8 protein-coding genes and 1 riboswitch are annotated in these 11,817 nt (G+C 49.3%); all 8 genes read right to left on the bottom strand.

From position 1 onward, the window contains the following. Window positions 1-69: 69 nt before the first annotated feature. Window positions 70-1,791, bottom strand: coding sequence for a pyruvate oxidase (locus ACKTRM_RS02280; RefSeq protein ID WP_012116839.1), 1,722 nt, complete (start codon window positions 1,789-1,791; stop codon window positions 70-72). A 57-nt stretch (window positions 1,792-1,848) separates the two neighbouring features. Beyond that, a complete protein-coding gene (locus tag ACKTRM_RS02275; RefSeq protein ID WP_012116838.1) occupies window positions 1,849-2,295 on the bottom strand; it encodes an NUDIX hydrolase in 447 nt (148 codons plus the stop codon). 53 nt (window positions 2,296-2,348) lie between these two features. Beyond that, window positions 2,349-4,169, bottom strand: coding sequence for an APC family permease (locus ACKTRM_RS02270; RefSeq protein ID WP_012116837.1), 1,821 nt, complete (start codon window positions 4,167-4,169; stop codon window positions 2,349-2,351). A gap of 156 nt (window positions 4,170-4,325) precedes the next feature. Continuing rightward, window positions 4,326-4,469, bottom strand: a riboswitch (cyclic di-AMP (ydaO/yuaA leader). 134 nt (window positions 4,470-4,603) lie between these two features. Beyond that, window positions 4,604-6,709, bottom strand: a complete 2,106-nt coding sequence (locus ACKTRM_RS02265; protein ID WP_012116836.1) for a cellulose biosynthesis cyclic di-GMP-binding regulatory protein BcsB — start codon at window positions 6,707-6,709, stop codon at window positions 4,604-4,606. Window positions 6,710-6,714: 5 nt separating this feature from the next. After that, window positions 6,715-7,977 (bottom strand): glycosyltransferase family 2 protein, encoded by a 1,263-nt coding sequence (locus ACKTRM_RS02260; RefSeq protein WP_007410185.1) that lies wholly within the window; start codon window positions 7,975-7,977, stop codon window positions 6,715-6,717. Next, window positions 7,970-9,697: a DUF2334 domain-containing protein gene (locus ACKTRM_RS02255; RefSeq protein WP_012116835.1), complete on the bottom strand. Its 1,728-nt coding sequence runs from the start codon at window positions 9,695-9,697 to the stop codon at window positions 7,970-7,972. Before ACKTRM_RS02255 ends, ACKTRM_RS02260 begins: the two co-directional genes overlap by 8 nt. Then, window positions 9,687-10,535, bottom strand: a complete 849-nt coding sequence (locus ACKTRM_RS02250; protein ID WP_012116834.1) for a diguanylate cyclase domain-containing protein — start codon at window positions 10,533-10,535, stop codon at window positions 9,687-9,689. The genes ACKTRM_RS02255 and ACKTRM_RS02250 overlap by 11 nt, the downstream gene beginning before the upstream one ends. After that, window positions 10,516-11,601: a hypothetical protein gene (locus tag ACKTRM_RS02245; protein WP_012116833.1), complete on the bottom strand. Its 1,086-nt coding sequence runs from the start codon at window positions 11,599-11,601 to the stop codon at window positions 10,516-10,518. Before ACKTRM_RS02245 ends, ACKTRM_RS02250 begins: the two co-directional genes overlap by 20 nt. Window positions 11,602-11,817 lie beyond the last annotated feature (216 nt).

The raw sequence follows: 11,817 nt of genomic DNA, 5'->3' as shown, positions 1-11,817 counted from the left end.
TTTTACTATGGCTTATCTGGGTAAATAACTAAAAAATAAACAGGCATACTGCCTGTTTATTTTTATTTTTTAAAACAGCCGTTTTAAGCTTTTCTTGAGTGACGGCATTTCGATTTTTTGGTTTTCAAAGAAGTTTTTCAGCATGTATTTGCTGAAGCCCTTCGCTTGGCCGTAAGTGATTTTTCCCGGAAGCGGCGGCTCGTCGCCGATGACGGCGTCGATGACGACCGGCTCATTTGAGTTGAGCGCTTCATGAAAAGCAGGAGCCAATTCCTCGTGTTTCGTCACTTTGATGCCTTTTGCTCCGCAGCTTTCTGCAAAGGCGGCGTAATCCATATTTTGCAGCTGGGTGACGTAGTCAATGTTGCCTTTGACCCGCTGTTCATATTCAATCATGCCTAAATTTTCGTTGTTTAATATGACAACCGTAATCGGTAGTTTATATTTAACAGCTGTCGGCAGATCCTGCATCACCATTGAAAATCCGCCGTCTCCGCAAATGGCGATGGACTGCCGCTCAGGTTCGGCAAGGCTTGCGGCAATCGCTCCCGGAAGCCCGCATCCCATCGTGGCGAGCCAGCTTGAGACGATAAAGTCCTGCTTCTTCATTTTAAAATGGCGGGCCATCCACACCGTAACCGTTCCGACATCCACTGACAGGACGGCGTCCTCTGCGGCCGCATCCTGAAGCCGGGCAATGACCTGCTGCGGCTTGAGCGGATGAGTCGCTTCGGTTTCATCCTTTTCGATTTCCTTCCACCAATGCTTCATGTGCTCGGTGCAGGCGTCCAAAAATCTTCTGTCTTCTTTATATTCAATGTATTCCGTCAGCTCTTTCAGCCCCAGAGCCGCATCACTGACGATTCCCGCATTGACGGGATAGCGCTTCCCGATTTTCGCCGGATCCGAATCAAGCTGAATGGCGGGCGTATCATCCGGGAGATAATCCCTGTATGGGAACGATGTGCCGAGCATGATCAGCAGATCGCATTCCTCCATTGCTTCGTAGGCGGGCTTTGTGCCGATTTGCCCGAGATTCCCGAGAAAGTGGGGATGGCTGTCAGGCACGACGCCTTTTGCCGGAAGGGTAATGACAATCGGAGCGGCCGCTTTATCGGCGAATGCGAGCAGCTCCTCTTTTGCTGATTTTAACCCTTGGCCGGCAAGAATGACCGGTTTTTTTGCGTTGTTAATATATTGCGCGCATGTCACGAGATGTTCTTTTTTCGGCTCTATATCAGCTTTGAGGTATATCGGCGATGTGTAAACCGGCTCCCATTTGATTTTTTGCGCGAATAAATCATCAGAAACGGTTAAAACGGCAACGCCTTTTTTGCTGTAAGCCGTGCGGATCGCCTGATTCAGAAGATCGGGCAGCGCTTCTGCCGTATGTACTTGCTGGTTGAATACCGCCACGTCCTCAAACATTTGCTCTAATTTGATTTCCTGAAAGCTGTCACGGCCGATTTCATCGGAAGCCACCTGTCCCGCAATCGCCAGCACCGGAACGCCGTCCGCTTTGGCGTCGTATAAACCGTTCAGCAGATGAACGGCCCCCGGTCCTGCGATTGAAAGGCAGACACCGATCTGCCCGGTCAGTTTTGCCTCAGCCGCGGCAGCCAGGGCTGCGACTTCTTCGTGCCGGGTTTGGATGAATGTCAGGTTATTCCGTTCATGTCTCAGTTCTTCGATAAATTCATTAATGCTGTCTCCGGGAATGCCGTATATATGACCGACTCCCCATTGTTCAAGCAGCTCCGTCATTACGTGTCCTGCTGTTTTACTTGGCATACTGCATCCTCCTTTTACCTGTATTCATCCCCTTTTTCATACGGGTTGAAACACGGGCTATACTCTCAGCTTTTTTCTTAGCAGATCAAGGATGGATAACAGATTTCTGTCCTTAAGGACTGCCTTACGATTTGCCGCCCCATTGAGTCCGTCTTTTATTTGCCGTTTTCTGTTCGGCACCATGAACAGCGGCAGCCGGTTTGGGGAAAACCAGCGTAAAGCGGCGGTTTCCGGCCCGTTCATCAGCGGTGTTCCTCCGGTAATGGCTCCGATGAATACATTTTGTGTATCTTCAAATGCCGGCCTTTCATACTCACCGGCTTTTTGCAGGATGGTCACGTTATACCCGGTTTCTTCGAAGGCCTCTCTGACGGCTGCGGCTTCAGGTGTTTCACCTTCTTCAATCCTGCCCCCGGGCAAATCCCATAGTGGAACGTCTTTTCGTTTTACGAGCAATATGTCCCGCCCGTCATTTTGTATGATGACAAAAGCGCCTTGTGCCATGTCGTCCTCCTTTACAAAAAAGACCGCGGCATTTTAGCCTGCGGTCTTTCCCGTTACTTTTTAAAATGATACGGCAGGGTGGCGACGATGATGTCCTTCTTCCAAAACAGCCGGACGCGGAGCAAGAAGGCTGATTGGTTGTGAAGGATGGTCTGCCAGCGTTTTTTCGTGATGAATTGCGGAAACAGCACCATCACGGAGAACTGTTCTTTTTTCGCTTTCTGTTCGACCGTTTCTAAAAACTTATCAAACGGATGCACCAGACTGCGGTATGAGGAATGCAGGGTGACGAGGCGGACGCCGTTATGAAGTTCTTCCCAGCGCTTTTCCACCTTTTTTTCGTTTTCTCTGTCAAAGGAAACATGAACCGCAATGACCTGATCCGATAATGATTTCGCATACTGAATCGATTTTTGGACGACGGTGGTGACACCGGCGACAGGCACGATGACGACGGTTCCCTTGATTTCCTCAGGCTGCTGATCAACGACCCGCAGCTGTTCGCTGACCGCGGTGTAGTGATTTTTAATGACGAAAAACAGCATGACGACAGCAGGCATGAATAACAGCACCGGCCAGACAAGATTGAACTTCGTCGCGAATAAAATACACAGCACCATAAATGAAATGGCGGCGCCGCATGAGTTAATCAGCATTTTTACCGCCCAGCCCTTCGGCTTCTGCCTGATCCACTTGATGCACATTCCCGTCTGCGACAGCGTAAACGGAATGAACACGCCGACGGCATAAAGCGGAATTAAATGTTCCGTGCGGCCGCCGAATAAAAGAATGAGCAGGATGGACGCGATACCGAGAAAGATGATTCCGTTTGAAAATCCTAACCGGTCGCCTCGGACCGTAAACATTCTCGGCATATACTGATCGCGCGCTAAATTAAACGCCAGCTGCGGAAATGCGGAAAAGCCCGTATTCGCCGCAAGCACGAGAATCAATGATGTAACGCCTTGAATGAAATAATACACCGTATGCCGTCCGAAAGTTTCCGCGGCGATTTGTGAAATAACGGTCTCGTTAGGCTTCGGACCCGTGCCGTAGCCGTACGCCAGCACCGTAATCCCCGTAAATAAGATCGCCAGCAGAATCCCCATCATGGCCAAAGTGCGGGCCGCGTTTTTTGCCGGAGGATTTTTAAAGGCCGGGATCGCGTTTGAAATGGCTTCAACACCGGTCAGCGCCGAACACCCTGAAGAAAAGGCCTTCAGCAGCAAAAACAGCGTGATGCCCGCCACGGGCGTGCCGATTGGTGTATGCTCGGCCGGATGAACCTGGCCCGTCATGAGCTTAAACAGCCCGACGACGATCAAAAGGACAAGCGCCGCCACAAACAGATAGACGGGATACGCCAAAATGGACGCCGACTCTGACAGTCCTCTCAAATTTAAAATCATAATCAGAATCACAAGCAAAACAGCAATGAGCAAATGATGCGGGTGCAAAGCCGGAAATGCCGATGTAATGGCGTCAGTTCCGGCAGAAATGCTTACCGCCACCGTCAGAATATAATCAACAAGCAATGAGCCGCCCGCAATCAGGCCGGGCTTCTCACCAAGATTTTCTTTAGAAACCATATAAGCGCCTCCGCCTTGCGGATAAGCGTAAATAATCTGTCTGTAGGACAGAATCAAAGCAAGCAGCAAAATGAGAACACCCGCTGCGATCGGAATGGAATACCAAAACGCGGCCGCGCTTACCGCAGCCAAAATGATCAGAATCTGTTCCGTTCCGTAAGCAACTGATGATAGCGCGTCTGAAGAAAGCATGGCGAGCGCCTTGAGTTTCGTGAGTTTTTGCTCTCCGGCCGCCTGTGATTTCAGCGGTTTCCCAATCAAAAATCTTTTGATTGAATGGTACATTTGTTGTCTTCCCCTTTTTTTCATTTTCCGTTTGATTTACAAACCCTTACTGCTATGATGTCTCCGAATGCTGATTGCATGCCTTATTTCAGCACAGCAAAAAGACACAGAGGCAAACGGATGCCCCTGCGCCATAATCGTGCACAGGTTTCATTCATCTCCTCTCATGAACGCTTACGAGGTTAGCTGTCGGATTCGGGCTGATGAGAGTTGGCCCTACCTGAAAAAGGATTCACCCCAAGCGGCATCCGCCGCAAATTGGTTCCCCCGCTCTGATTACAGATTAAGCGATATAGATTATAAAAGAGATCATACTCCCGTCCCGTTCAGTTGTAAAGGGGCTTTTATGCTGTTTCAAAAATAAAAAAATCACCGCCAAAAATGGAAATAAAAATACAAAAAAAGAGGCCTGTTAACGGCCTCTTTTACCTTCATTACTCTTCGCTTTTTTCATGATCCGTTTTTCTTTTTTTCCTTCTTGCCGTCAGCCAGATCAGACCGGCCGCAATGACAATAAGCGCCGCGAAAACAGCAATATACGTAACGTTCAGTGCTGCGGACCGGCTCTTCGTATCAGCCGATGGACTGCTGTCATCGGACTTGATTTGCTGATGATTCGAAAACAGCTGCCGGCCGGCTGTTTCGTTAATGACGGTTGCGGCATCGCTTGTGCTGTCTAAAAAGCTGATCAGCTCTTTTGTGACAGACGCGCCGCTTCCTGATAACGGAGCAAAAACAGCGATGCTCCGGCCGGCGTCCCAAGGTGATTCCTGGGTAAACGCGACTTGTTTCGTCGTCTCATTCAGCATCTGAAACGAAGAAACATCGTAAGCTCCGCTGCGGTCTGACGGCACGAGAAGCTTAGAGGCGTTTGATTTCAAAAGCGGAATTTGCGGCAGGCCTCCGATAAACACAACATTCCGGCCTTTGGCATCCGCTTCCTTCATGTCTGATGCCGTCTTTACGGTAAAGCCGTTTCCGAATGAATCCGCCACCAGAGAAAGTTCTTTCAGTGTCTGTATGTTTACGCCATCCGGGATGACGATCACTGTTTTCTCTTTCCCGCCGCCCGCAAACGGGAGCGGCCATTGCCCGAAATCAGCTTTCTGCGCCGCATCGCTTACCGGATACGTCAGCGTGCTGCTTTTATCAATATAGACCCATTTGTTTTCGTCACGGTCGATACACGGATTGTTATGTTTCAAACCTGATGTGACAAATTGCAGATCAATGTACCTGCTGCTTCGCAAAAGCTTCGGATCAATCGGGATTGAGACGTGGTAAAAGCCGTCTTTATCTTTATTGCCGAGATCATCAAGACGCACCGCATTCGGCTGTCCGTTGACCATGACGTTCAGCTCCGCTCTCTCGGCGTCATTTGCTGAATCCGCCTTCGTCCGGATCGATTCCGACGTTTTTAATGTAAGTGAAAGCTTGACCTTACCGTCTTTATCAACAGCGGCCGCGGCAGGGTAAAAGAAGTGCTCTGACGCCGTTTTGTTTGATCCGACCGTTACATTTCCCGCGCCGAAGTCCTCTAGTGTCAGTTTATTGCCTGTCTTTTCCGCAGCAGGCTGAAGGCGGCCGATTGTCAAAGTATCTCCGCCCAGCTGGCTTGAATACGCGCTGTCTGTGATGACGCGGATTTTATCCGCCAGCGTTTTGTCTGATTGCGCCGTGACAAACAGGACGGGCTGCCGTTTGTCCCCTGATGTCAGAACCCGTTCAGCGAGAAGAAGTTTGTTGTCTTCCGCTTTGATGTTCCCCCGTTCGAAAAGCTCTTTTATTTTCCCGTTCCAATGCTGATCAGCGCCGATGACAATTGACGGATTGCTGATTTTGCCGGCGTCGGATTCTTTTACATAGGATACCTTCAGCCTGCTGTCTGCCGTTTTCAGAAATGCTTCTGTTTTGACTGCGGCTTCAGCTTCCGCCGAGGTCGGTTTGTCAGGAAGGATAATATCGGTTTCTTCACCCGTATTGCCTGATTGGGCAAACGGATACGGGAAATGGCCGAGATCCGCTCCCTTTGACTTGCTTGCTTCTGAAAGCACAAGGCGGCTGTCCGGGTAAATTTTTATCCAGTTGCCTGACGTATCCTGCCTGACGCAGACGCCCTCTTTTAATACGCCGTAAAATCGTAATGATACATTGTGATAGCCTTGGGCGGATTGGCTTTTGCTGAGGTTGAGCTTCACCGTTTTCCGCTTGGAACTGCCGTCAAGCTTTATGGATTTGACGGGTTCATCATCAATGGCGATCGTTAAAGAAGACGGGGCAATTAATAAGTTTGACGCCTCGTAATCAATCAGAAGCGACTGATCGGCATTCGAAGCTCCCGCAGGAATCTGATAGGTCAGCTCTGCGCTGTCTTTCGCCCCGTACAGTGTCATCAGATCGCCAGTCAGCGCCTGCTGCTCTTTTGCGCCGGCGCTTGTTCCGAGGGCGGAACCGTCCGTTTTCAGTTCCCGGGCCGCGGCCGCCTGCCCGTTATACATCAATAGCAAAAGGCCAGTTATCAATATGATCGCTTTTTTCAAAAAGGTCACCCGCTTTTATTTTGATTGTATCGCTCCGTTTTGTACCACTTGACTTCCTGCTTGAACAAGCGGTGCTTGATCTCTGTGAATAATGACCAGATGACGAGCACGATCCAAGCCTGGGAGTATGTAAAGTACATCAGAAATACGATAAAGAAGTTTTGTTTGTTCATTTCTGTTTTTTCAATGCTTAAAGTAATCATGACCTCAGTCATAAACAGGAAAAAGGCCAGTATCCACAAAATCATCGCCAAAAACCCGACAGCCAGATGCAGGTCGTAAAAAAGATTGATAATAAAAATCGTGTTTGACATGATCACACCGAAGAAAAACAAAAAATACGTAAAAAAGAAATAAAACAGATCGAAGATGATCCGCTTCCGTTTCAGCTTGAAAAATTGGGATAAAAACTTGAGAACAACGTATTGGTTGCCGCGCGCCCATCTTGTCCGCTGACGCCACCACACCTTCCATGTCTCAGGCTCCTGCTCCCATGTCACAGCCGCCGGGAAAAAGCGGATATGGTACCCGAGATTATAGACGCGGATGGTCAGCTCGGTATCCTCCGCCAGCGCCTTATCATCCCAGCCGCCGAGCCGTTCGATAATGCTCCGCCTGATCGCGAAGTTCGTTCCCGGGATGGTGGCGATTTTGAACCATTTCCATCTGCCGCCCTGCGCCATCCACTGAAAGCAGATGGTTTCAATATTGATAAACTTCGTCAGGATCGTTTTGGCCGCGTTGATGACACGGAATTTCCCGACAACCGCTCCCGCTTTCTCATCATTCATCAGACCGAGAACCAGGTAGTACACCGCCATTTTTTCCGGCGTGTTGTCCGCATCATACACGCAGATCACGTCTCCGTTCGATTCCGCGAACCCTGAGTTCAGCGCCGAAGATTTTCCTTTTCCGGCGTTCGGGGGCTTTGTGATGACCATTTTAATGAAGTCATACTGACGGGAAAATTCATTGACGATGTCTCCCGTCCGGTCGGAGGAATTATCATTAACGACGATGATCTCAAGCCTGTCTTTCGGATAATACAGGTTCACCATCGCCTTCAGCGTCTGCCTGATGACGACCTCCTCGTTATGCGCGGGAATGAGCACGCTGACCTTCGGGAGCTCCCCCATCTTTGCGCGCCATTTCGGAATGTTCCGTTCGAAGGTCATATAATGCCTGAATCCGCCCTGCATCAGAAACATGTGATAGAGAAGCATCACCCATATTAAACTTAATGAGATAAAAAACAGAATGTTACTCAAGGCTCCTTCTCTCCTTAAAGATTCGTTTTTTTAATGTGGCGCGCAAATAAAGGACGTAGCAGGCGAACATGATGATAAACAATAACACCACGCCGGAGAGAATCCAAAGCGCTTTTTCCAGAGGCGTCTGCTGATGGTGATTGAAAAAGGCAGTTATCGGATGAATCTTGTTTTCCACATGAATGGTTCCGTCTCCGTCCGTTTTGATCCTGACGCTGTCCGACGTTACCGTTTGCTTCGTTTTCTTCAGATCGAGCCACTCGCCGCCGGGAATCCGCTCCATCTGATTGACGAGCTCGGGGAGGTACTTCATGCCGAGATACGGATGGTAGAAACCGCCCGCCACTCCGCCGCCGAAATCAATCATCTGCGAAATATGATTCTCCATATCTCCGAGCGGATTTTCTTTTGAGTTATCGGCATAACCGATTGTTTCAGGGTACAGCGTCATCCCGTCCAGCATAGCCGGCTTTGAGACGAACGGAGGGGCGCCCGAGGTTTTCCACGTCGTGCCGCTGAGCTGCACTTGTCCGAATATGCTGGAGAAATAAGAAGATGCGATTTTGTAGCCTTCTTCAGACATCGTATAGTGCGGCGCTTCGAATGACAGCGGGTAAAGGCCGAGCTCTGTCAGATCGTCAATCGCCTGCTCCAGCTTCGTTCTCGTGTAGATGTTTTCTTTTTCACGGAAAGGCTTCACATACGCCCGGTACGCTTTTTCATTCGGAAAATCCTGTTCCTTTTCAAGCTTGACCGGAGTATCATCCGCATTTTCTGACGTGATCGGCTGATCCGCTTTGGCATCCCAAAATTCAAAGCCTTCTCCCGTTTCGCTGTATCGGTATGCGTGCGTGTAGCCGTGAATAATGATGCTGCCGCCCATTTGCTGAAGTTTTTTCAGGACGCTGACCATTTTCGGCTTGTCCGCCAAGTATACTTTTTCTCCGTTTTCCGGATTGAGATAGACCGGAATGACCGCCAGAATAAACGGAATGTGTCTTTTATGCAGGTAAGCGCCCGCTTCGTAAAGCAATGTTTCATCTGACATCGGACTGATGTCTTCAAGCCGTAAATAAAGGAGGGTGCCGCCCGCTGATTCTCCGAATGCGCTGCGCAGCGCTTTCGCCGTCAGAAACGAATCATTTAACAGGCTCGTCACACCGAAATAATAGTCAGAGCGCGCCGTTTTCCACATAACAGGGCGGGTGCTGCCGTCACCGGACCGGTATGTATAAAGGGACTTTCCTTTTACTCCCGATACGCCGAGCACGGACATCCCTTTTTCAAGCGGCATGTCTGTTTTTTCTTCTTTGCCGTAAATGCGGTATACCGTTTCTTTCTCTGTCAGGGACAAACCCGCAAATTGGCGGAACTGTCCGGCGTTATAGCCGATGCTGATAAGCTGCTGCGGCATGCTGCTGATCAGAGACACGAATGATGTGCTGAGCTTTTTTTTCGTGACGCCGTAATAGATGACCCGCTGATTCTTTTTGAGGTCCGCGGCTGTGATGTCTCCGTCGCTTTTCACGGTGACGGCGGATGAGAAATGGCCCGCGGTCAGATCAAGCATTTTGACCTCAGCGGTTTCTTTGCCGTCCGTGCTTGTATAAATAATGAGAATGCCGTCCTTTTTGTCTTTTGCTTCCGCCGTATGGGGAACATAAACCGACGAAATCATGAAGAGCGCCGAGAGTAAGAGACGTATCCATTTAGAGTTCATTCATCATCATCTCGTTTTCCAGTTCATTTAAAAATTGCTCGGCCGTTTGTAAATCCTTTCGGTACGCCAAGTAACATACACGGAAGGTGATGGAGACGTATTTACCGTTTTGCAGCCGGTACGTATCCAATTCCTTTTTCAGCTTCGCCAGAACGGCCGGCATGTGTTCTTCAGGCGTATGGGTCAGCACGATGCCGAACCGTTCGGCGGACGGCCTGAATTTTTTGTCTGTTTCCCGAACGCTTGACCGGATTTGGCGGCTGATAAATGCCAGCAGGCGGTCGGTCTCTTTTTCTCCGTAGAGGGATTTGAATTCCTTGAAATAATGCATGTGCAGCAGCAAAAAGACGAAGGAATTGCCGTAGCGTTCCGCCCGCTTGATCTCCTCAGAAAGCTCCAGCTTCATCCGCAGATGGTTGTCAAAGCCGGTCACCCTGTCGACGGCGACAAAGCTCGTAATCTCTTCACGCAGCTGTTTCACTGAGCGCTCAAGCCCCTTCGCTAACTCATGAATCCTTCCCGCTATGTAAGAAAAGAGCAGCAGCGCAATCCCCCAAATGACCAGCACCTGCAGGCTTTCGGCAACGGCAGACGCCATAAAGCTCCCGGTCTGAAACCACAGGAGCAGGCTGCCGAGAACAAATAAGACGAGTAAGGTGATGACGAGCGCGTAGATTGCCCCGAACCATATGCCGGCTCCCGTGACAAGCAATGTGATGCAGGTTATCAGAAGCCCTGCGGATTGCTGAGACGCATAGTAAATAAAAAAAGACAGCAGCACCAGCATAACTGCTGTGTAGCTGCACAGTTTTTGTGATTCATTGAATGATATTTTCATTAAACAATTTCCTTTCAGCCAGAAGCGGCAGCAGGTTATCGAAAGAATGTGTATCGCCCCCGCTCATATAGCCGCCGTAATCAGGTTTCAGCGTGTCCAGTGTTTCAAATGAAGTCATTCTTTCATAAAGCGGCTTGATGACAGCCGGATCAGCTTTTTGTTCTGCTAAAAAAAGAACGGCCAGGGCGTAAACGGACGGTGATTCGTATTGAACCGCCCGCTCCTTCGTGTCTGCGCTGTATCGTCCGTACAGCTGTCCGCGCGTCTTAAATTCCTTTATCATCCATTTCGACAGCACAGCGGCTTTGCCATCGCCCCGCTTCAGATTCACGGCGGCGTACAGCTGGTCGATGACATTGACTTCGCTGTCATATTTGTATTCCTTAGTTTCGGTATTGAACGATTTCGGCAAAAAACCATTTTTCAAGGGCGCAAGATTGAGAACATCAAGGTTCCGGTTTTCCGTTTTCTCATCGATAATCCCCTTTTCTCTGAGCATCTGTAAGGCGCCGGGGTCGACATAGGACAACGTCACGGTCTTTGACGCGGCATTTGAAGCGGCATCATAATAATCCGTAAAATACCCGTCATTCGTATTGTATTTTTCCAGCGCCTTCCCGATCTGCACCGCTGTTTTCCCGTATTCACTGTTTCCCCATAGGGTTCCGGCCTCATTCAGACAGTTCATAATTCTGAAATCGTCAATTAAGGCATTGGCGCCGCTCGCTTTATTCCCGTCAATCTTCCACGACACGAGCCCGTTTTTCGTCAGAAACGAATCGGTGAGAAGCTGATATTGCGCTTGAAACTGCCGTTCATCATTCCTGTTCAGCAAAAATGCCATCCATAGTCCGAGAGACTCTGATAAATATTCCGGCTCACCGGATATGTTCGTCCGGATCATCCCCCGCTCGTTCATCAATTTATGATAAATAAAATGCTCTGCGGGCTGAAGCGGTCCGGACGGTTCGGCCGCCGCCTGTTTTTCAGTGCCGGCCTCCGCGCACCCCGCCGTCAGAACGATCGAAATCAAAAGGATCATCAGACGAAAAACGAATTGCTTCACAGTCTATCCTCCTATTTTATAAACCCTTTTTTAGACCCATATCTTATTTTTTCACAAAGTATTTTTACTATATAGGAAACGATAAAAGAATACTAGCATTTTTTCACATTGGGAAATTTTAAATGGGAGCGCCGTCTGCTCACCTTTTCCCTCTTCGTCTGGATCGTATTCCCATTACAGTTAAAAACACAACAAAAGGCAGCATTTCTTTACAAA

Source organism: Bacillus sp. D7-8, from assembly GCF_052055895.1.
In the GTDB taxonomy this organism is placed as follows: Bacteria; Bacillota; Bacilli; order Bacillales; family Bacillaceae; genus Bacillus; species Bacillus velezensis.
The sequence above is the reverse complement of the archived record's forward strand: the minus strand, read 5'-3'. Positions and strand labels throughout refer to the sequence as shown.

Bases quoted from the DNA above. Each gene is read 5' to 3' on its own strand.
- ACKTRM_RS02280 (WP_012116839.1), bottom strand. From the start codon at position 1,791: ATGCCAAGTAAAACAGCAGGACACGTAATGACGGAGCTGCTTGAACAA.
- ACKTRM_RS02275 (WP_012116838.1), bottom strand. From the start codon at position 2,295: ATGGCACAAGGCGCTTTTGTCATCATACAAAATGACGGGCGGGACATA.
- ACKTRM_RS02270 (WP_012116837.1), bottom strand. From the start codon at position 4,169: ATGTACCATTCAATCAAAAGATTTTTGATTGGGAAACCGCTGAAATCA.
- ACKTRM_RS02255 (WP_012116835.1), bottom strand. From the start codon at position 9,697: ATGAACTCTAAATGGATACGTCTCTTACTCTCGGCGCTCTTCATGATT.
- ACKTRM_RS02250 (WP_012116834.1), bottom strand. From the start codon at position 10,535: ATGAAAATATCATTCAATGAATCACAAAAACTGTGCAGCTACACAGCA.